Annotated in this window: 17 protein-coding genes; 7 read left to right on the forward strand and 10 right to left on the reverse strand. The window is 56.3% G+C overall.

The genetic code is table 11. The annotated features are described in order from the left end of the window. Positions 1-15 precede the first annotated feature (15 nt). From HPY55_04340 to HPY55_04355, 4 genes are all read left to right on the forward strand, one after another. Positions 16-1,122 (forward strand): GerMN domain-containing protein, encoded by a 1,107-nt coding sequence (locus tag HPY55_04340; protein NPV69866.1) that lies wholly within the window; start codon positions 16-18, stop codon positions 1,120-1,122. A 103-nt stretch (positions 1,123-1,225) separates the two neighbouring features. Then, on the forward strand, positions 1,226-1,816 hold the full coding sequence (locus HPY55_04345; GenBank protein ID NPV69867.1) for a L,D-transpeptidase: 591 nt from the start codon (positions 1,226-1,228) through the stop codon (positions 1,814-1,816). A gap of 371 nt (positions 1,817-2,187) precedes the next feature. Then, on the forward strand, positions 2,188-5,403 hold the full coding sequence (locus HPY55_04350) for an N-6 DNA methylase (GenBank protein ID NPV69868.1): 3,216 nt from the start codon (positions 2,188-2,190) through the stop codon (positions 5,401-5,403). Between the two features lie 116 nt (positions 5,404-5,519). Then, on the forward strand, positions 5,520-6,920 hold the full coding sequence (locus tag HPY55_04355; GenBank protein NPV69869.1) for a hypothetical protein: 1,401 nt from the start codon (positions 5,520-5,522) through the stop codon (positions 6,918-6,920). Here the strand turns inward: HPY55_04355 and HPY55_04360 are convergent. Then, positions 6,888-8,276 (reverse strand): transposase, encoded by a 1,389-nt coding sequence (locus HPY55_04360; GenBank protein ID NPV69870.1) that lies wholly within the window; start codon positions 8,274-8,276, stop codon positions 6,888-6,890. The genes HPY55_04355 and HPY55_04360 overlap by 33 nt on opposite strands. A 14-nt stretch (positions 8,277-8,290) precedes the next feature. Between HPY55_04360 and HPY55_04365 the strand changes: the two genes are divergently transcribed. Then, a complete protein-coding gene (locus tag HPY55_04365; GenBank protein NPV69871.1) occupies positions 8,291-8,704 on the forward strand; it encodes a hypothetical protein in 414 nt (137 codons plus the stop codon). Here the strand turns inward: HPY55_04365 and HPY55_04370 are convergent. Next, positions 8,646-9,536 (reverse strand): site-specific DNA-methyltransferase, encoded by an 891-nt coding sequence (locus HPY55_04370; GenBank protein NPV69872.1) that lies wholly within the window; start codon positions 9,534-9,536, stop codon positions 8,646-8,648. The genes HPY55_04365 and HPY55_04370 overlap by 59 nt on opposite strands. A gap of 224 nt (positions 9,537-9,760) precedes the next feature. Between HPY55_04370 and HPY55_04375 the strand changes: the two genes are divergently transcribed. Further along, positions 9,761-11,086, forward strand: a complete 1,326-nt coding sequence (locus HPY55_04375; protein ID NPV69873.1) for an IS1182 family transposase — start codon at positions 9,761-9,763, stop codon at positions 11,084-11,086. Between the two features lie 159 nt (positions 11,087-11,245). On the opposite strand, the gene HPY55_04380 is transcribed toward HPY55_04375, so the two are convergent. Genes HPY55_04380 through HPY55_04410 form a run of 7 tightly spaced genes read right to left on the reverse strand, consistent with a single transcriptional unit; the run spans position 11,246 to position 19,399 of the window. Next, positions 11,246-12,274, reverse strand: coding sequence for a hypothetical protein (locus HPY55_04380; protein ID NPV69874.1), 1,029 nt, complete (start codon positions 12,272-12,274; stop codon positions 11,246-11,248). Positions 12,275-12,314: 40 nt separating this feature from the next. Then, the gene (gene asnB / locus HPY55_04385; GenBank protein ID NPV69875.1) at positions 12,315-14,051 is read right to left on the reverse strand and encodes an asparagine synthase (glutamine-hydrolyzing); all 1,737 of its coding nucleotides are present in this window, start codon (positions 14,049-14,051) and stop codon (positions 12,315-12,317) included. Continuing rightward, positions 14,051-14,854, reverse strand: coding sequence for a terpene cyclase/mutase family protein (locus HPY55_04390; protein NPV69876.1), 804 nt, complete (start codon positions 14,852-14,854; stop codon positions 14,051-14,053). Before HPY55_04390 ends, asnB begins: the two co-directional genes overlap by 1 nt. Then, on the reverse strand, positions 14,851-17,943 hold the full coding sequence (locus tag HPY55_04395) for a hypothetical protein (GenBank protein ID NPV69877.1): 3,093 nt from the start codon (positions 17,941-17,943) through the stop codon (positions 14,851-14,853). Before HPY55_04395 ends, HPY55_04390 begins: the two co-directional genes overlap by 4 nt. 15 nt (positions 17,944-17,958) lie before the next feature. Beyond that, a complete protein-coding gene (locus HPY55_04400; protein ID NPV69878.1) occupies positions 17,959-18,102 on the reverse strand; it encodes a hypothetical protein in 144 nt (47 codons plus the stop codon). Then, positions 18,099-18,398, reverse strand: a complete 300-nt coding sequence (locus tag HPY55_04405) for a PqqD family protein (protein ID NPV69879.1) — start codon at positions 18,396-18,398, stop codon at positions 18,099-18,101. The genes HPY55_04400 and HPY55_04405 overlap by 4 nt, the downstream gene beginning before the upstream one ends. After that, positions 18,365-19,399 carry a radical SAM protein gene (locus HPY55_04410; GenBank protein NPV69880.1) on the reverse strand — a complete coding sequence of 345 codons (1,035 nt, stop codon included), beginning with the start codon at positions 19,397-19,399 and terminating at the stop codon, positions 18,365-18,367. Before HPY55_04410 ends, HPY55_04405 begins: the two co-directional genes overlap by 34 nt. Before the next feature lie 299 nt (positions 19,400-19,698). Here HPY55_04410 and HPY55_04415 point away from each other — a divergent pair, with 299 nt between their 5' ends. After that, a complete protein-coding gene (locus HPY55_04415; GenBank protein ID NPV69881.1) occupies positions 19,699-21,384 on the forward strand; it encodes a methyltransferase domain-containing protein in 1,686 nt (561 codons plus the stop codon). Positions 21,385-21,457: 73 nt separating this feature from the next. Here the strand turns inward: HPY55_04415 and HPY55_04420 are convergent, their stop codons facing one another. Next, the gene (locus HPY55_04420; protein NPV69882.1) at positions 21,458-21,940 is read right to left on the reverse strand and encodes a helix-turn-helix transcriptional regulator; all 483 of its coding nucleotides are present in this window, start codon (positions 21,938-21,940) and stop codon (positions 21,458-21,460) included. Positions 21,941-22,004: the final 64 nt, after the last annotated feature.

Below are 22,004 nucleotides of genomic sequence, written 5' to 3' on the forward strand. Positions count from 1 at the left end.
TGGGAGGGAGTTCTCGTGAGGAGAGTTCTGGCGCGAAGGGTCGAAGCGACGCGAAATGTGGCGTGCGGCGTGCCGCCAGCTCCGGCGGTGTCGCGCCCGATGGCGGCGGTTCTGGTGATGGCGATTCTGGCGGCAGTGGTTGCGGGGTGCATGCCCCTCGGCCCGCAGGCAGGACCGGAAGGTACGCCGGTCGATCCGAATCCACCTGAGAAGAGTGTCACTGTCGTGCTGCATTTCCCCGATAAGACCGGCAGGTGGCTCGAGATGGAGTCTCGGCCAGTCAGCGGCAACCAGAGCCCGGAAGTCATCGCGCTAGCCGAATGGGTTAGCGGCCCGAAGAGCCCAACCCTGGGGCAGTTCCTTCCGGCAGGGATGACGGCCGAACTGGTGGAGGTGAAGGACGGCACGGCGTTCGTGTCGCTCAGCCCGCAGATCAGGAACGTTGACCCGAAGCACGCGGCGCTGGTGTTGCAGGCCCTGGTTAACACGATGACGGAGGTCAGCGGGATTTCCCGCGTTCAGGTGCTGGTTGACGGCAAGAAGGAGGAGTCGCTGGCGAGAAACTACGCGGCGGAGCCACTGAAAAGGGACATGAACCCCGTGGCGCGGCAGGGATACCGGCCGATCCCCGACTGGGACGTCGAGGCCGGAGAAATGCTGGTCACCGGCCTGGTCACGGATGTGGACGCGAGTTCGCTGATAATCTCGTTGAGCAGGCTGAGAGTGCCGCCGGAGGTGTACTCCGGCAGCGGTCGCAGGGTGCTCCGCTTCGAAGGCACGGGTGCGCCTACCACAGGAGTGCCTGCGACGGGTGCAACACCCCTGCGGCCTGCCATCATGCTGTCGGAGCCGCCGATACTCCCACCTTCGCGGCAGCAGCCGCGCATAGTCACGCTGGGCGATACCCGCCCTCCTGCTCCCGACCAGGGCGTGATACTGAAGCTGAAAATGCCGCTGAAGGTGGCCGCCGACGCGATCGTCCACAAGGAGGACGAGTCGCTCGCGCAGTGCGAGATAGCATTGAGCGATGTGAAAGCCGGGGACGTCGTCAGGATGATCCTCAACCGGGACCAGAGCGTGAGGGCTATCGTCGTGTGCTACCAGGCGGGGCGGGCTGAGTAGCCCAGCGGACGCCTTGAGTGGGCTCGGCGTTGTAGCAAGGATCGTGGTACTAACCTGCAGCACTTGAAGGGAGCAATCCGACGTGCATACGCTCAAGGTCGTCATGCTGCCAGTCGTCCTGTTCCTGGCTATCGGTTCCGCCGCCGGCACGGCGGGTACGGCGGGGCGGCAACCGGTGGCCGTGACAGAGACCGGTCTGCAGGGAAGTGGTGCGCTGAAGGCTGGTGCGACAGCGATAGGAAGTGGTACAACGGAGCGCGTCCCGGCGGATGGCACTACGGCGGAGAGTGCCGGCAAAACCCGCGAGGATGACTCAGAACTCTGGGTTGAGGTCGATCAATCTCAGCAAAGGGTGTTCGTTCACCAGGGAGGCAAAGTGGTCCAGACATTCGTCGCCTCCACGGGGATCTCCAGCAGCCCCACCTCCAATGGCACGTTCAGGATCGAAAACCGCGGGGATTGGTTCTACAGCCCGAAGTACAAGCAGGGCGGCATGTACTGGGTATCGTTCATGAACCGGGGGGAGTTTCTCTTCCACAGCGTCCCCATGGATGAGAACCGCAAGATCATCGCCCACGAAGCCGCCAAGTTGGGACAGAAGGCGTCCCATGGATGCATCCGGTTGTCGGTGGCTGACGCCAGGTGGTTCTACGAGAACATCCCGGCCAACACCAGAGTCGTCATTCACGATTGAAGCATCGGCACTTGTCCAGCCAACCCCTCGGCGCCAAGTACGAAAACGGTATAGTGCATCGCGACCACCGGAAAGTACTCATGATCGCCCTGCTTCAACGCCAGCATGGTCAGTATCAGGCATCTCGGCAGATCGCCCGGTCCTCGTATTATGACGACGCAATCGGCGGGCTTCAGCTCGCTAGACGTCGCGAACGAGATCTTGATTCCCCGACCACAATACGAAGCTGCAACCCATACATCGCCCCTTTTTCATTGACATAGATCTAGCCAGCATGAACACCAATTCTGTAGGAGTTTTCCCATCGAGCTAGAAACGAACGAACATGAGTGCTTTGCCATTCTCAAGGGCGGTTCAGTGGGGGGCAAAACATGTCCAACGATAGGATACGGGAGTTCTTCGTTGAGTTCAGTGATCTGGCCCGTCAAGCCGCTAATGAAGAGGAACTACGGAGTGCCTTCCGGGCAGCTGCTATAAGCAAACTGGGAATCAGGGATCTAAAGCTCGAACGAGGGCGTCAAGACGTCCGTCGCAACCGGATCATAATCGAGTTCAAGGACAAGGGCCTCTTTAACAAGACGCAGACCAGCGCCAAGTTCCAAGAGTCTCTTCGCCAAATAGTTGATAAATACATCCCAATGCAGGCCGCAATGGACAGCCGCGACAAATCTGACTACATCGGAGTGTGCTTTGACGGGGTGAGCCTCGCGTTCGTATTCATTGAGACAGACGAACGGGTACGGCTGAGTGATCTCCGAGAATTCGATGAGAAGAGTGCGGCCGTTCTTGCTGCGGCTCTGGACAACGACAACCGCCTCGAACTGACCCCAGAGAATTTCATAAACGATTTCGGCCCAGAATCGATAATTGCTCGCGACATGATCAAGGCCCTCTGGGAAGACCTCAATGTATTGCTTGATCGCAAGACTAATCGGGTTCAGATGTTGTTTGAAGAGTGGAATGACCTATTTGCACAGACAACGGGCCTGGGAGACATTGGGAAAGCGAAAATGGATAGGTTCTTGGCTTCCATAGGGTTGCCCTCTGGAGCCGATTTGACTCGGGTACTCTTTGTTCTACATACGTATCATGCCACGGTGTTTAAGATGCTCGCGGCTGAGATGGTCTTGGCGAACAAGGTAATCCCCACACTACCAGCAGAGTACTGCTTTGGCGTTTCCACCCTTGATGACGTGGCATTAGCGCAGACCCTCGAGCGGGACATTGAAGAGTCCGACCTATTTAGGCAAGCGAATATTTTGAACTTCGTTGAAGGCTCCTTCTTTTCATGGTATTTGGTGAACCCGTCCGTCCGACTTATGCAAGCTGTTCGCGCAGCTCTGCAAAGGCTGGTTCTGTATCGCTTGACCGGATTGAAACACAGCCGAACCCGGGACATCATCAAGGAAGTCTATCAGGAGCTGGTACCTCCTGTGCTCCGTCATAACATAGGTGAGTACTTCACCCCTGAATGGCTAGTGGAGTTCACGCTGGACCGTGCCGGGTATTGTGGATCTCAGGTTCTGAGCAAGAAATACCTTGACCCGACGTGCGGCTCCGGCAGTTTCCTCATTCACGCTATCAACCGATACAAAGAGGCCGCGCGCTCGCAAGGGTGGACCGACAGCCAGATTATGCAAGGGATACTCGATCACATCTATGGATTTGACCTAAACCCGCTGGCGGTCCTCACCTCTCGGGTGAACTACCTTCTGGCCCTCTCGGAATTCATGTGCACCGCGTCTGACATAGAGATTCCGGTGTATCAGGCGGATGCGGTCTATTCACCGACAATCAGTACGAAGACACCTGCGGCGAAGAGGACACGGGTCTACCAGATTGGGACTCGAAAGAAGACCGTCACCATTGAGCTGCCCGAAGACCTGATACAGTGTAACCGACTCTTTGCTCGTGTTCTCGAGATAATGGAACGATCGATCCGCTATGGATACAGCAAAGACGCGTTTATGTATGCTATCAGGGCCGAGCTCGACCGCAGTCAAGCGGCCTCCGTCTCACAGTGGGAGCCGTGGTTGCTGAAAATGTATTCAAAGATCGAACAGCTTGAGAAGATGGACTGGAACAGGATTTGGTGTCGCATAGTACGCAATTACTTTGCGTCCGTGGCTGTGGGGCAATGCCAGGTGGTTGCCGGTAACCCCCCGTGGGTACGATGGTCAGAACTCCCAGAACGCTATAGGGAGAGGATTAAGCCGACTTGTGAGAGTTACGACATTTTCTCCAGAGACCGATTCTTTGGGGGAAATGAGCTTGACATCTCAGCCATGATAACCTACACAGTCGCCGATAGATGGCTGGCCGACAAGGGGATTTTAGCGTTTGTCATTACACAGACTCACTTCCAGTCACAATCATCGGGAGGATTCAGGAAGTTCAGTTTTGGCGATACTCAACTGCGCGTATTATCAGTTGACGATTTTGTCCAAGTAAAGCCATGGCCGAGACTCGGCAACAAACCAGCGGTAATCACGCTGCTCAAGGGCAAGGCGACGACATACCCCGTCCCATACCTTGTGTGGCGTAGGCGGACATCCAAGTATCTGTCCGAGGACGATTCATTGGACTCCGTCCGACAGTTCCTTGAGTATCGTTCTATGGAGGCAAATCGCTTGAGCGGTGAAGGGCAACGCTGGAGTATTCTAGATCCTGGACTAATCGAACGCTTGCTGGTATTGGACGGTGAAGACCCCAACATTGTCGGCCGGAAAGGGATCGTTACCGACTTGAACGGCGTCTACTTCGTTGAGCTGCTGGGGCCAGGTAGGCGTCCTGAAACCGTTCGATTTCGGACCAGGCCACAAGAGAGCAGGCAGTCGATTCCTCAACGAACCGACGAGATTGAGTTTGATCTAGTCTATCCGTTGATTAAAGGGGCGAAGAATATATCAGCGTTCCGTGCTACAACGAGCTCACTCTTCGCCATAGTCCCTAATAAGCAGATTACGGTGTCCGGAATACCCGTGGAGAGCGTGTTGGCTCGTGACTACCCGGCCGCCCTGAGCTATCTCAAAGCGATCAATAGTTCGGGGCTCTTGGAGCGACGCTCTACCTGGCGGACGCGGCAAGCCCCAGTGTATAGAAGACTGGTAGCAGAAGGCAAGATCTCTCCATCTGAAGTCCCATTTTATGCCATTTATGATGTTGGACCCTATACATTTGCTCCTTACAAGGTCGTCTGGGCAGAGTTGGCAGGATCTCTACAGGCGGCCGTCATATCTAGCGCCGAAGTTCCTTTCGGAGGGGGCAGGAAGCCCATAGTGCCTGATCACAAGGTGTACTTCGCGGCTTTTTACGATGAGGACCATGCTCATTATGTGTGCGCGTTGCTCAATTCGAAACCAGTACGCACTTTTGTGGATAGCCTGACTATCAAACTCCAAGTTGGAACACTCTTCCGACATGTCCGGTTACCTGCCTATGATGCTGGTTGCCATGAGCATCTTGAACTTGCTGCAGCCTCGAAGGCTGCTCACGAAAGCCTCCGATCGAAGAGTGGGAAAGATTTCCCTTACATCGTGGAGGCAATCGACTGCCTGGCGAACAGGGTACTTGGCACCCGTTGTTGAAGCCGTTGAAGTCCAGCCTTCTATTGGTGAACTCGCCTGCAGGACTATATCTGCTAGATATGGAACAATACGGGAGGAGCACTGATAGGAAACTACAAGAACCGAGGTGTTGAGCATTGAAGCCGACCTCCTCAGAAGAAATTGAGCTCAACATCCAGCCAGATCCATCCGTTCTCTTTAAGCTTGGTCGTTCGAATTTTACGCTGGCGTTTGCGTTAGGTGAATTCATCGACAATGCTTACGACGCACGTGGAACCACCTGCCCCGTCGTCGTGGAGATCACCACTGATGAACAGCATAAGACCATTATCGTTTCTGATAACGCATCGGGAATGGATGCTGAAGAACTCGAGGCTGCCCTGACCGTAGGTCGTACTAAGAAAGACAAGGACCATATTGGAATATTCGGGTTTGGACTGAAGGCAGCAGCAACATATCTTTCCGAACGATTTCGGATTGAAACATGTAAGAAGGGCGGGGCAACCATACTGAAAGTTGACGTTGACAGCAGGACATTTGACAAATGGCAATTAAGGGCTGAGGCCTTCCCAGTCTCATCGAGTACGAGCCATGGCAGTCGGCTTACCCTTAGCGAAGTTAACGTCAGCCTTGGCAATAGTGAAATCGAAAAAGCAAAGCGCGAAATTGCTGAAGTCTATCATCGTCTAATTGTCTCAGGGAGACTAGAGGTCCTGGTTAATGGGGAACCAATTAAGGCTCCGGCGTTTGATTTGATCTCCGGGCTCAAATGGGACATTGATTTTGATGTCAACGGAAAGAGGGTTCACGGATGGGTAGGTGCAGGGCGTCCCGTGAGAATGGGCGGGCAGATGAACTTCACCCCCGGCTTTTACCTCGTCCGTAAGGATAGAGTCGTCAAAAAAGGCGAGTGGATTGGAGTCAAGCCTCATTCTAGACTGAGAACAATGGTTGGCGAGATACAGCTCGACGACTTTGAGGTTAACAACAATAAGACGGATTTCCTTAGAGGGACCCCGGCGTGGGTTGCGCTAGAATCGCAGATGACCCAGACAATAGCCTCCCTGAAACTGAAGAAGACCATATATACAGGGACTACCAAGAAATCCCGATTCAAAGTGTCCAGCGCTGGGGAAGATACAACGCCAGGCCCTTCAAACCAGCAGGCTCCACAAGGCCACCAAACGAAAGGGCCTGCCTCTAGAACGTCGGCGGCGACGCCTCAGCCAAACGCCCCGGCGCCAGCTCCATCTAAGCCTGAACACCCGACCACAGCCGAAGATGGCAACAAGCCGATGGTGTTCGTTGTTCACGGTCTCGATCACGTGGCTCGTGACGAGTGTGTGAAGATGTTGAAAGAACTTGGCCTATACCCCATCATACTGCAGGAAAGCCCAGCCACAGCCTTGATGGCGATTCTTGACAAGTTTGAGCTATATGCTAAGAAGTCTGTTTACGCAGTTGTCATGGGACTGTTGAAAAAGTCGCTGAGTAGTGATGTAGGTTTAGGCTGTTGTCAGATCGGTCCGCAGGGATGAGGCATTCGGCCAGCTCGTAAGGGCTCGGCTGAGGGCTGCCCTCCTGGGGCCCGCCATGTACCGGAGAGCCTTCAGTATGTTGTGAGCCAGGGCTGCCAGATACCCTTCAGATTGGACTGCAGCCAAGCCATATCGGCGCAGCCTTTCCAGGCCCAGAGCGTCTAGGTGCGCAAAGATGCCTTCCACCACTGTCTTTCGGCGCCGCATCATCCTTTGGTAACGAATGGTTGAATTGCGTTCTTCGGCCCTAATGAACTCTTGTTCATATTCCGAAAGCTGGACGAACCGGCGAACCGACCGCGGCGGTAGACAGGTCGTCTTAAGATTGCAGGCTTGACAGTCTCTAACCCGGGCAGCATACAGCCAGCATTCATGCCTCTTATCCCACGTACTGCGCTGCAGTATTCTCCCCGCTGGACATATCAAGTGTTTGGAATCCATGAGGTGAAACTCTTTGCGTTTCTTGCGATGCTCAAGGTGTCGGGTGTGGAGCGGGATGTACGCCTCAATGCCGCGCTGTTCGAGGCATCGACGCAGCCTTCCGAGGCTGTAGCCGGTATCCGCAGTAAGCACTCGTATGTCTGCCGGCGCCTCATCAAGTAATTCAAGCACCACGTCAGGATCTCGGGTCGTGGAATGAGTCATCCGCTGAGCCAGGATGAACCCCCGCTCGTCGACTAAGACGTGATGCTTGTAGCTGAGGACAGCCTTCCTCTTCCCCATGGTCCGCCATCTCGCGTCTGGATCGCGCGGATGCAGCGGCAACCGCCCTTTCCCGTCCTGAAAGTACCGGCGGACGAGCCGACGCTTGGCAACCCGAAAGTCAGCCCACCGCGCCTCACGAACCGCCTCGCAACTGAAGAAGACGTCATTCTCCTTGATGGCTACACGGGCAAACTCCTCCGGCGAGAGGGTTGACGGGGACAACTTCTCGCCTGATACCGCTGCCGGAACAAGGCTCGAATCTACGTATGCCTGCCCAGTGGACAGGCCGGCCTGTGCCAATTGATGGTTCAACCGCGTCAGCAGGGAGCGAAACCCCTTGGGCCCCACACGCTGCATGAATACCGTAATGGTGGAGTGATCAAAAACCTCGTCCTCGAGGCCAAGAAACAGGAACCAGCGAAACGCAAGATTCTCCGATATGGCCTCACAGAGTCGGCGGAACGATGGAATCCGGTAGACATATCCCAGCGTCAATGCGCGAACAAGAACTTCGGGAGGGATGGAAGGGCGTCCCTGGTCCGGGTGATAGTCGAAGGAGAGCGGTTCAGCCAACTTTCTGAAGTCTATGCATGCCTCTACGCGCCTCAGTAGATGGTTTGCTGGAACAAAGGCATCAAGTGGCTTGTTCACGAACTCGAAAGACGATGCCGCTTCGTCTCATCCGGCCCAACGAGCATTACCGCACCCCCGGTGTCTCTCTTACAACCCCCATTTCGCCACCTTCCTTGTCCTTCCTGTGTCCAGCCGACTTTTTCAACAGTCCCGTCATACTGACCCCGGACGATATGGCCTATTGTACGGCAAAGGACGAAGGCCCCGACCATGCCCGCCCTAGAGCACGGCAAAACGTGGTTTTTGAATTCGGCTATTTTGTCAAGTGGAGCCGGAAGAGAACAGTCTGTCTTTATAAGACAGGCTGCAACTTGGATCTGCCCACCGATGTGCAGGGTTTGCATTACCTTGCATTCAAGGACAGTGTTACGGAGGCTCGAGACCTTCTCAAGAAGGAACTGGAAGCGGCGCGCATTTTGGAATCTGAGCCCGGAGCGATGTGCTGAAGATATCTAGGAGCCCGTTAGATGGGCACTGCGGGTTTACGGTAATGTCATGCATAGCGCGTAAGCCCTCTATTATTGCTGTACAATCCCCGATTTCTGACCCAACCCAGAGACGATCATACTTCTCGGCCATACGGTAGGTACTTCCACCACCTCCAAACGGATCGAGTACGATATCGCCGCGGTTCGTTGTGAGCAGGATAGCTCTCTCGGGAATCTTCGGATCCAGCTCGTTGATGCCGAACTCTCTGATCTTCGTGCTACGGTGTCGAACCGGTGTCACATCAACCCACACATCCGAGAGATTAATCCCAAGTGGGTGAACGCGGTCCTTATACCCACCCCAGTCGGGAAGAGGAGTCCCACATCGGCGGCAGGTTGGCATCGGGTATCTCACACTGTCTCGATTAAAGGTAACCGGTTCGCCCTTAGTGAGGTATATAAGGGAATAATGAGCCGGATACAGCAGCTTTTGTCGCGCACCACAGGCCTTTATAGAGATGGCAATCCAATGGCGAAATGTCATCTTCTCCTGTGACATCAAGTAGTGGGCGAGAGATACGTTCCACTTGGGAAGGTTGTATACGAAGAGACTACCCCCGTCCCTGATTACCCGTACGCATTCGTGAAGCCATTCTCTGCACCAATCGAGATAGTCCGAGTGAGCAATGCTATCCGATTTCCCATTCTTATACGACTTCCCCAAATTGAAGGGCGGATCGGCAAATACTGTATTGATAACGCCGGATCTCACTCCCCGTAGCATATCAATGCAGTCTCCCTGAAAAACGATTCCCTTTTGCGTCTGCATGATCACTCTAAGACCAATCATCGCACTGCCTCCATCCGGGGAATGGTTCCTTGGTTTGACACCCGCGTTTCTGGATCCTGCAAAGCTCCAGGAGAATCTGTAATGATCCGCATTGTGGCCTCGATAGCAGCCAATTAGTCCGCAGGAATTCCAGTCACAGAAGGACGGTTTCGCCCTAGCAGCCCGTGTGACTAATGCCAGGGTTTCCGCATGATTTTCGGACTTGGGCGTCGAATATGTAGGGCATGAAGAAGTTCAGGGATTACAGACCCAACCAGACGTACTTGCTGCCGCCGTCCATGAGGGACTGGCTGCCTGACGACCACCCCGTGGACTACATCAGCGAAATGGTCGACAAGATGGACCTGAGCGCGATCTACGGCGAGTACAGGGAGGAACGGGGTTATCCGCCGTACGACCCGCGGATGATGGTCAAGGTGCTGCTGTACGCGTACAGCAAGGGGCTGAGGTCGTCGAGGAAGATCGAGCGGGCGCTGCACGAAGATGTGGGATTCAGGGTGCTGTCGGGAAACCAGCAGCCGGACTTTTGGACGATAGCGGCATTCAGAAGGAGGCACCACAAAGCGCTGGGCGATCTTTTCCTGCAGACGGTGAGGATTGCGGACAGGGCGGGATTGGTGAAGTTGAGGCATGTGGCTGTGGACGGGACGAAGCTGAAGGCGAACGCGTCCAAGCACTCGGCGATGAGTTACGGCAGGATGAAGACGGAAGTGGAGCGGCTGAGGAAAGAAATTGAGGAATACCTGCGCCAGTGTGATGAGGTGGACGCAGCCGAAGACAAGAAGTACGGGAAAGGGAGCGGCTGGAGACTGCCTGAACACCTGAGCACCGCGAAGAAAAGGCTCGAGGCGATAGAGAAGGCGAAGAGGGAACTCGAGGAAGAGGAGCAACGGAAGAGAAACGACAAGGACCAGGGCTCACCGCCTGGGGGAGATAGTCCGGCACCTGTACCGGATGACAAGGCGCAGCGGAACTTCACTGATCCGGAGTCGCGGATCATGTTGAACTCCGAGAAGAGTTTCGTACAAGGGTACAACGCACAGGCGGTAGTTGACGCGGACAGCAAGGTGATCGTGGCGGCCGACCTGACCAACAGGTGCGGTGACGTGCAGCACCTTGAGAGCCTGGTGGCTCAGGTGGAGAGGAACACGGGCCGGAGACCGAAGGAACTATTGGCTGACGCTGGGTACTGGAGCGAGGCCAATGTGAGGGCGCTGGAGGGCCGTGATATCGAGGTCTTCATACCACCGGAGAAAGTGAAGCATTCGGAGTGGCGAATACAGAGGAGCCCAAGGGGAAGGATCCCGTCCGGCCTGAGTGTCAAGGACCTGATGAGACGGAAACTGAGGACGAAGCGCGGGAGAAAGCGCTACAAGTTGCGGCAGACATCGGTGGAACCGGCATTCGGTAATATCAAGGAGCCTCTTGGGATGCGACAGGTCCTGTTGAGAGGGCTGGCGAAGGCGCGATCGGAGTGGCTGATGGTGTGCGCGGTATTCAACATCCTCAAGATGTTCCGCGCGGGAGTGGCTTTGGTGACGGTGAGCTGAAGCCAGAAAAACCAGTCATGGGGCCCCGACCGGACGTAGCTTGCAACCACCAGTGGGCGTCTGCCGGAATCTATAGTTCAATTAGTCACACGGGCTGCTAGGGCTCTCAGCCAGACTCCATCTCACACAGCGCAGAGTGGAGCAGACTGCGAATGTTGCCTATCGGTCGACGCATGACGATATCACATGGGAATACGCCGAAATGTTCGTCTCAATCCACTCCGGAAAACTGCCACCGTCGTTCGCAGCTCCGCCCATTACTGGGCTCTTCTCTCCGAGTAGGATAAGCCCCTTGCCACACGCCACTGCTTCAGCCTCAAGGTTTGAGGGCGAACGGATCACCTCGTCGCGTGCTGCCATGACGTAGTCCACCGACTTGATTGCTCTGGGCATTTCCCAGGGAGGCACAAACGGCCGGAATTCTGCCCGCTCAGTCACTTCATCCCGCAGGCTTTGCCTGAACGGACTGAGGCCGATGCCCTGAGCCACAAACACTAGCTTGTACTCACCAAAAGTACTGTCAACTTGGTTTACCAGTTCCCCGAGGCGTTTGTGATTCCAGTGATAGTTGATTTTGCCGAAGTAGCCGACCACAGGGACTCGCCTGCAAGCGGATACACCCGGGTGAAAGTACCGCGGGTCCGGGATGTAAGCGGATGTAACGAGTAGGCGACTGTTCAACGGTCTGAGGATGTCGGAGTGTTCCTCATCCGTGATAACAAGTGACGCATTGCCGACCACCAGCTCTAGCAGTGACCTGTATTGAGGGTTGTGCAAGAACTTGGCTAGGTCGCTGTCGCCATGCCGCAGGACGTATGGCACCCCGGTAACCCGACTTGCCATGAACGCGACCACGCCATAAGGGACGAGAAAACCGGCATCGACAACTTGAACACCTCGGCTTTCTATTTGGTCGAGGGTAAGCGTCAGCAGTCGCTCGCAATACGTTTGCGATACTGGGATATGCCACGGCACTTCAGAGCCAGTGCTCAGGATCTTGATGTTTGCGAAACTAGCAAGGTGTTCCTCACACCGTGGTATTCGATACTCGGGCTCCACGCTTTCCGAGTTGGTTATTACGGTAATCTCGACCCCGGATTCGGCCAGAGATCGCGCCAGCCAGTAGCTTCTTGCAGCAATACCTCCCTGGATCGGGGGGAACTTGGTGACCATGCAGACCTTCATCACTGCCTCCCCTCCAGCAGCCAGCGCAACAATAAAATGCTGCTCAGTACTCCACCGGGCGACACCTGCGTTCGCGGCAGTATTCGTCCAGGTCTAATCCCTCCGGCAGACTGCCTCGTTGCTCAATGAATATCCAGTGAAACAAGTCAAACATCATGGCCTCAAGTGGTGTCCCGCAATACTTGCCGAACGGTCCGTCAAACACCCGGTTGGCCGGAAAGGTGCGCACTACATACTCCTCGACTTGCTTGGCCACGTCGCGGATTGCCGCAGGCATCCCCCACTTCTGGCGCAAGACGACATCCCCAATTCCGTATTTCTCGAGTACCCTCCTGGCTGCACCCCTCAGGACCCTTTTCGTCTCGCCATTCATCACCTTGAGCTCGATGGGAAGGGATAGGGCGAAGTCCGCAACGCTTTCCCCAAGATACGCAGGCCGGATTTCGAACCCGAACGCTGCACTCGACCTGTCGACGCTCCACAAGTGATAGTTCGTGAGACCGGCTTCCACCAGCAGGTCAAACACGTTGCGCTGGTAGACTCTCTCATCCTCAGGCTGAGGGAAGACTCGCTCGACGAGCCTCGTGACTTCCGGCGATGGCTCACCTATTCGGCCGAGGCGTTCTCGAATTCGGTCGGACAGGCCGAGCGGATGGCAGTAGCTCCAGTAATAACCCCCGAACAGCTCGTCTGCCCCTTCTCCCGAAAAAGCTACCCTTACGTGGTCCGCAATTCTTCTCGACAATAGGTGAAACGCGACTCCCCCGTGGATATCGAACACTCCGCCAGATACGGGGTTCTCGTAATGATAGACGTAGTGCGGTAGTTCTTTCAGGTACTCTTCGGCACCCACCCGAAACTCAGTGTGTATCGAGCCGATGGCGGACGCGACCGCCCTTGCTGGTGAGAGATCGGGTGATTTGAGCGACTCATACAGGGTGAATGTCTGGACCGGCCGTCCAATGACCTCAGACGCCAGCGCCACTAACAGGGACGAATCGATACCGCCTGACAGGTAAAAGCCCTTTTCGTCATTCCCATGCGTCATCATCTGTTTGAGAGTAGAAGACAGCGCGTTGAGCAGCCTCTTGGATTCGCTGTCTACGTAATAGGGGCCGTCCGCGAAGCAGGCAGGAGTAGGCTGATAGTATTGCTCGACCTTGACAGACCCCTCCGTTATAATCACCACTGAGCCCGGTGGAACCTGGAGTATTCCCTCGAAAGCAGTAAGGTCCGGCGAACAAATGAATCCGAATACTGCTGCCTCTTCAAGTGCCTGCCGGTTCACGGCTGGCACAACTGAGGGATGCTTGAGAAGCGCCTTGATCTCCGAGGCGAACAAGAGAGCCCCGCCGGACCGGGTATAGAACAATGGCTTGATCCCAAATCGATCCCTGGCCAGGATCACGCGGTCGCTGTCAATGATCGCGAGTGCAAACATGCCCCGGAGCTTCTGAATGGCTGCCGCACCGTATCGCTCATAAAGCCTGGCAACTGTCTCTACCTCGCTTACCTCGCTTGGTGGGCAATCAAGCAGCGACTGCAGCTGGCGGTAGTTGTAGATCTCCCCGTTGAGCAGAACCGCGAGCCTCTTGTCACCGGATATCAGTGGTTGCCTGCCGCGGTCGTTCCCGACGAGGGAAAGCCGGGCGACGCCGACAGAATACCTGGGGGTTACGACAACCTCGGAGTCATCGGGGCCGCGGTGTGCAACGGCCTGAAGCATGTCGTCTATAACTTGCGGATTCGACTCACCGTAGATCCCGCAGATCCCGCACACTAGCCGGCTCTCCCCCGGAAGTATTCGAGGGCCTTCGATAGCCCCCAGTACGCATATGCGGAGCCTTCATCGATGAAGTGGTAGGGCCAGAGGCCCGACTCGAGCTGAGTCCGGCACAACCAGTCCGCAGCGCGTTCGATGACCTCCGGGTCTGCCTTGTCCGGCCATGATGTCAGACCGACCAGTACTATTCCCGTGCTCCAGGGGTCACTGCCGATGGGGTGGCCCTTCCAAGGGCCGAATCCGCCGTCGTCATTCTGTTCTCCGTGGAGGTAATGCACTGTACTGGTTACCAGATTGCCATCCGGACACTCGGCGCCACAAGCCGACAGAGCTGTCAGGGCAAAACCACCCTTGTAGGTCAGCCTGACCGATTCATCCAAGTCCTTCTTCCAAGCGTACGACAGCCACTCAACCGCCTTCCGGTCCCGAAACACGGGGAGCATGGTCGCAATGAGGCTGGTCGTTATTATCCTGGGGCCGTCTCTATTCGAGAGTCCCCATCCTCCCGCTTCGTTTCTCATTGTCCGAAGCCAGTTAATAGCACGCTGCACCTGGACCTCGAATCCTCCCGCCGTCAGCAAAGCCCGAGTGCACCAAACGGTTTCGTCTACGTCTGCCCACCCGCCGTCAGGTTGCTGGCATTCAGATATCCAATTCGCAAGTTGCGTCTCTGACCCAACAAGAGAAAGGAGCCTAGCCACCCGTACGGGCGGCACTCTGGGAGCGAAGTCGCGCAGGTTGCCCATCAAAGCCACATAAGTCCGACCAATAACCTGCCGGAGATTCTCTACTTCTATCATGCTTTTTGCTCCGCCATCGCACCCACCTTGCGCCGTATCTGGTCGTCAGTCAGCGCCCTGCAAGTGTTGCATATGTAATAGATGCGCTCGGTGGGTCCAAATGTCACATAATGGAAAGTGCTAGTCCATGAATAAAACTGCCCACAACAAGAACACTTGATCAAGCGCTGTACTGGGTCAACGATCAAGCCCGTGTCGCCGGGCACGACCCTATTCCGCTTTGCGTGGCCATTCAAGTATTCTTCCAACTGTGTTGCCAGGTGGATCCGGAGCCCTCCAGCCATTTCTTCGCCGAATTCCGAGAGAACAATGAGGGGCGCGCGCGTCCCGGACCTAGCCATTAGATCTGTCGCCAGCCATAGGATTCCCGGAAAATACAAGTGTTGCTTCCCATGAAGTACGTGGTGCCGAGTACAGTTCTCATCAAAATAGGACATCATGGGAAACCTTTCAGGTGCGATGCAGCCAACATGCGCGCACACCAAGCCAGAATCCGAATACTCGTTGAAGATGTCTGGAGTCCACTTAGTATCACAGGGTAATCCGATTGTCCCAACGAGCTCATTCCTGGCTACTAGCCTGAGTTTGAACCCGATGCTATCGCACTTGGAGCTGTCCTCGTGTATGGCCTTGGTCGGTATGACCTCAACATAGTCGCTGCAGCCCTCGGTCACCCTGACTTGCAGTTGTTTGGCGCCCGGATCGTTCGCGTTCGCGTCCTCAGTGCTCGCTGGTTCCAGAACCTGCGTATGCTTGAACACGTATCTTGCGCTATCAATTGTGGGTTCAAGCCGTTTCAAGACGCCGGGCGAAAGGCCAAGAATTACTGGTGCAAAGACCTTACTGTGCTGCTTCCCGATGCTCTTGCTCCGGTTCCTTTCCAATTCGATTAGAAGGTTGGTGATTCTTCCAAAGTCTTCAATGTGGTCAGGATGATTGTGGGACACGAGGATCGCAGTGATATCACTTATGCGAAATCCCTCGAATATGAAATTCTTTACAAAATCATAGCCAGGGTCAATTGCAATACCGAGGTCGATCATCCCACTCTCGTTGGTGTGAAACAGAAAGTAGCCCCCGCCTTCAGAAAAAGTGAGCGCGGGCGTGAATGAATTCCACCTCTTGAGTACCACAAAGCCCCAACCAGATGGCGTTTTCCAGGTATTGTCCTGTTCATAAAGGAGACGCTGAATGCGCTTGCGATTGGCCGTCAGCACTCCGTCGTAATAGTGCCTCATGTCAGCAATCTTGGTGTCTATGCCGTTAGGAAGAATGGAGTCCTTGTCGCGCTCATGGTACGTACAGTTAGGGCCAAACCGGTCGATTGCACGGGCACAGCCCTCGAGGCACTTCAGACTGCATGAGTGCAAGTGTCCCGTCGTCTGGCATTCCGGATTGTCGCTGGGGAAGAACCTCTTCGCCATGATCTTGCGGATTTCGCGGTGCCTATTGGCCTTTGGCCTCCTGAGACCGAGATCGTGAGCCCATTCCTTGAGTTCCGTGCGCTCAAACACAGTGAGTGGGGGTTTACGCTCGCCCCGAAGCAACTTCTGCACCAGATCTTTACAGTATTCTCTCCAGTCGCTTTGCATCTGTATTACCTTCGAGCTTACTGTGGGGCTCTGTGAACTCTTCTCGAGTTGTCTCATTAGCCGTCTCGAATTCTCGGTGAGGCTCGCCCGAAGCTCCTCCGCCAACGGTTGGTACTTATCCTTTGCCACGGCTACCAAGACCTCATCTTTCACAGGTCCGTCACAACAGAGGTCCAGGTAGTCTTGAACAGCTTGCAGAAGCACGTCGCCCGGCTGATGCAGGCTATCAATCACGCGGATAGTCATCTCGCACAGGGGTAGACCCTTGACCCACAAGGACAAGGCCTCTGTCACTTCGGGTTTGTCCTTTTCGTTTTCCCCGATCTGAGCTTTGATTAGGTCGGCGATGGTCTTGAGAGATTTTCCTCCGTCATCGAGTCCTTTGTTGCCAGCCTCCTCCGATGTCGACTTGACGGTGTTGAGCCACCACTTGTATTCCTGTTGTTTCCACTCGATCACAGAAGCACGTTGCTGTGATCGAAGAATCAGGCATTCTGTCTTTGGCTCCAAGAGGTCGCTCACAGTCTTTTCGAAATCGGGGGCCACAGACGAGTTGACTTCGCCCAAGTCGGATTTAGCCCGCCAAGTGAGTGCCATACGCCTTTCTTTCCAATAGCTAGCGTCGGGTTTCTCCAAGCTGTCATGCGAGAACACCCTGCTGCGGAGTGACTCCAAGACCCTTAGGGCTTCTTCGGTTCTTTGCATGTTAGTAAGGACATCAGCAGTCTCCACTGCCGCAGGAATCATTACATAGTAATCGAACAGGCTCTTATCCGAGTCGCCCCACTGCCACCACGAACCGATCCCGTCCCTCCCGAAGTAGTTGTTGTCTCGTATGGCTTCATGAATCTTGTCAAACTCCCTGAGCGCCTTGTCATGATCACGAACGTGAAAACATGCTTGAGCCTTGTTGTATAGCGCTACCAGCTCGTAGGGGCTCTCACCACCGCGCTTGCGGTTGTTGCTGCTCTTTAGTGCGGCGTTGAGCAGGTTGAGACTCTGATCTGCATACCCGACTGAAAGGAAGCCCGTGTAACACTGCGACACCTCATTCAGGTATAGCAGCCTCAAAAGGAACCTCTCACAGTCCCCTCTATTATCGCAGCCTTCCTTACCATCCCACACCCTCGAGACCGGCATCTTAGTCGGAGCCTGAGGCAGGTGAGCAAGAAGGTAGAGAGATAGACCGTCAAGTTTCTCAAGGAGATCGGAATCATGGCTCCCCTGAATCACCGCGCGGGCTCTCTTCGCCGTAATCAGCCTCAGGCAGTCCGGTGACCATTGCTTTGCCTCACCCAGATGATCGGCCACTTCGCCAATCTTGTCTTCCAGGTCGATGGTAGAATGTGGGCCCAATTGGGCAAGATGCAAAGGATCAAACGGCCAATCGCGGTCATCTGACGAGAAGTGCCAACCGAGATCATATCGTTCCGTATCGATGGCTGAGTCGTACCTGATGCAGAACCGTTCGAATTCGCGGAAGTCCTCTTGCCTCAAGACTTTCACTCCCGTCTATCTGCATCCGTGACAAGACGAGCACTGCCTGCACGCAACCTTCGGCCTGCTAACCTCAATCAGTTCCTGCGGGAACTTCATTGTCTCTTCTTTCTTCACTGTGGGCTTCTGGTAAGGTCGCTTCTGGGTGACAGTCTTCACGGCTTATCCCTCCTCAGCGCTATGCCCTCATTCACCAAGTCAGCCAACAACTGCTCCACGTCTTTTTGGGCTACCTCGGCAGTGACTTCGTACTCCTCGGCCAGCAACTCCGCAAGCGTCTCAACGTCGGCCACGCCTTCCGCGGCGATCGACTTGATAACTTGGTAGGCTTCCCGGTTTACCGAGTAGTGCCTTCCGTCCCTTGTGTTGAACACCCAGTATCTCCCGGCGTCCTCGACCTGACGAAGGGCAACGCCCTCTTTCAGTTCGTAGACATGTCCGCGTGCTTCCAGCAATGCGGGTCCTCCTCCAGGTAGTCGCCGGTGATGCAGTATGCCATTGCCCTGCATCCCCGGCACAGCGGGGCAAGTTCACACGCACCGCACTTCCCTTTGAGATTCGACGGATTCCTCACCGACCACAAAACATCAGAATCATACCATGCCTTAAAGACGCCGTCCGTCAATACGTTGCCGATCGGGATTGGCAACCGCCTGCAAGGATAGAGCGTCCCATCATGCATGATGGTCAGCGCATTGGTGCCCACGGAACACATCGCGCCAACAGTGCTGTCCTCCGCATCAATCAGGCAGAAGAGGGGTCGGTGCATCAGCACTCGAATGCGCCTGGTCCCAGTGCCAAACGCATGGACCGTCTTGAAAAGAGCCGCTGCGTCGTCTCTCGAAAGCACCAGTTCTCGCACCTCTGCACCCGAGCCCTCCGGCACAAACCTCTCCACAGCGAAGGCATCGACTCCTTCGTCCTCCAAGAAGCGAATCATCTCCGGGACGTGGTCGTTGTTCAGCTTCGACGCCGTCATCATGACACTCACCTGAAAGCCGTGGCCTTTCAGCTCCCTTATGGCTGACACCGTCGTATCGAACGACCCAGTCCCGCGTATGACATCGTTGACTTCACGGTAGGGCGATTCTAGTGACAGTTGCACCCTTCGGAGTTTCGACAGGCGATCCAGTCTCTGGAGGTCGCCGCCAGAAAGCAAGGAGCCATTGGTCAAGACATCGTAGTACGTAAACCAGTCGCTCCGATCCATGAGCTCCGCCAACCGGAAGAGGTCTTCGCGCCTGATGAAGGGCTCCCCGCCAGTCAACGAAGCAGAGCCCGGGCGCTGCCACTGGCGCAGTGCTCCTTCAAGCCGGTGGAAGACCAGAGTCAGCTGATCAGGTGTGAGTTCGTTTGCGCCGTCGTAAGAATCGTGGTAGCAATGTCTGCAGCGAAGGTTGCACCTCTGGGTGATGTGCCACTGGAAGTAGAATTCGCCCAGGGAGTTTCCGGTCATCTTGCCCCTTCCGGGCCGTGACATGTGGCCCTGCTTGCCGCGAGATTACGCCGCCGTTTCGCACTATAATCTATGCAAGAAGGCTGCTTGCCGAGAAGAATTCGGCGCAATATCGCCAGGGATTATGGGAGATTTCTCCTTGAGCATCGCGGACTCCTTCATTCGCTAACCGTGTCGATCCCGGGCTCGGCTCTCGGCGAGCGGCTGCCCGCTCCCCGATCAAAGCAGACTCCAGCGGTAGGTAACCCCGCCCCCGCGTCGTACTATCCCTGTAGGCCAACGATCCCGGGGGCGCCAACATGGACGAGAGAACCCTGTACGTCTACGAAACCAACGCTGAGGTCTTCAGCAAGCAGTACCGCTCGGCCGAGCCGATGCAGCTATATCACCTGATCACGGCCTTCTTCCACCCGGGCGAACCGACGGTCGACATCGGCTCCGGCAGCGGCCGCGATGTCGCCTGGCTCAGCGCGAACGGTTTCCCGGCGGTGGGATACGATGCCCTGCCCAGGATGGTCGCCGAGGCGCGGGCATCGTACCCCGGCATCGACACCCGCCAGGACAGCCTGCCCGATCTGAAGACCATCCCCGACAATGCGTACTCCAACGTGTTGTGTTCGGCAACCATAATGCACCTGCCAAGGCAGGACCTCATAACAGCGGCCTTCAACCTCGCCAGGATACTGAAGCCGGGCGGCCGGCTGATACTCACCTACCGGCCGAGCCAGGCGGATGGAGAACGCGAGGCCGACGGGCGGCTTTACACCAGCATTCCACCGGGAAAGCTGGTGCTGCTCCTGGAGTCGACGGGACTGAAGAACCTCGCCGTCGTCAAACAGCGCGACGCCTGGAGACCCGAGATAGCCTGGCACGTCATCGTGTCGGAGAAGGGCGCCGACTCACCGGCCCACGGGCTGAACCGGATACAGGGCGTCCTGGTCCAGGACCGGAAAGTCGCCACGTACAAGTTCGCCCTGATCCGCGCGCTCTGCCACGTGAGCCGCTACGAGCCGCACGTGGCCAGGTGGGGCCGGGACGACGTGTACGTCCCCCTCGCCTCGCTGGCCGTGAGGTGGCTAATATACTACTGGCCGGTCGTCAACGCCCCCGACTTCATCTCGCAGATGCATGGCGAGAAGCCGGGCGGCAAGAACCTCATCTCTTTCCGCCGGACGGTACAGGACCTCGCCGGTTTCTTCGGACTGGACGGCCTGTATGCGGTGCTCAACCACATCGACGAGGAGCCCGGCCTGTACGTCGCCAGCCTGAAGCGGATCGCCGACGCCATACGATGGGGACCTGTCACCTACGCTGGCACGAAGGGCCCCCGCCTGTTCCGGTTCGTACGCCGCCTCCCCGCCCAGCCCGGCGACCACCCAGGCGACAGCGGTCCCGATGACCCCTTTGGATGGGTAGTCGTCCCGCAGCCTATCTGGATGGACATCTCCCGCTTCGACCACTGGATCGAGGACAGCATCGTTGTCCGGTGGGCGCAGCTCACCGTGGAAATGAACCCCGGCATCACCATGAGCGAAGTACTGCCCCTCCTGCTGGCGAGCCCTGGAGCCAGACGCGGCACGGACGAAGTCCGCCAAATCCTGCGAGCGGCGGACACGGGTCTCGAGTGCGTCTGGAGCGGGCAGCCCCTCAAGGACGACTACAACGTCGACCACGTGATCCCGTACTCCGTGTGGGGCAACAGCGACCTGTGGAACATGCTCCCCTGCCTGCCGCGCCTGAACAACGAGAAACGGGACTGCCTGCCCACGCAAAGGCTGCTCGACCAGCGTGAGGATGCCATCGATTACTACTGGCGGCTCTACCGGTCGCACCTGCCGAAGCGGTTCGATACCCAGGTGCGGCGCGCCCTGGGGTCGACAACGACGTCCGCGAGCTGGGAGAGGCTCGCGCTGTCCGGTCTCAAGGAGACGGTGGAGAAACTGGCGTCGACGCGGGGACTACTGCGCTGGGAGCCACGAGGGTAGAGTCGCCTCACCCGGCTCGTCTTCGAGGCGCTGGTTGATGAGGAGATTGCGACGTCGAGGGCAGCCGAGATCGCTACGCCTTGACGCCGTTCTCTCCGTCCGCACGTCCGCCCTGGTCCGGCGAAGAAGCAGCGTAGCGCCCTGAGCGCTCGCGGACCCTGTCACAGAGTACCTTCGCTATCCGCTGAACACGGCCTAGACTCGCCGAAGCGTACTCCGTCGCCTCATACCTCTGGATCTGCTGTTCCTTCAGATTCAGCAGTTCAGCCAGCTCCCTCTGGGTCAGGCCGGCAGCGATACGCGCGTTGATCAGGGCCTGAGGCAGATCCTCCAGTTCCTCGAGACCAAGCAACCTTGGCTCTTGCAGCCGCAGTGCTTCGTACTGCCTCATTTCCTCACGAAGGTCCTCCAGTTGACTTCGAAGGGCATCCTCGTAGGACTTCCGCAGCAATGGATCCAAGTCAGCCGGAGGCTGGCGGACCCAATTCGTAAGAGCTTCCTCAACCTTTCCCGCCTGAGCTCTGGTAATCCGGTATTGCCGCTCGTTGTTTATCATGATAACCTCCGCAGGTCAAACGCGATTACGCCCCCCCACTTTTAAGGTCTCAAGCGCAGATCGA

It is taken from the genome of Bacillota bacterium, from assembly GCA_013178305.1.
In the GTDB taxonomy this organism is placed as follows: domain Bacteria; phylum Bacillota; class Sulfobacillia; order JABLXB01; family JABLXB01; genus JABLXB01.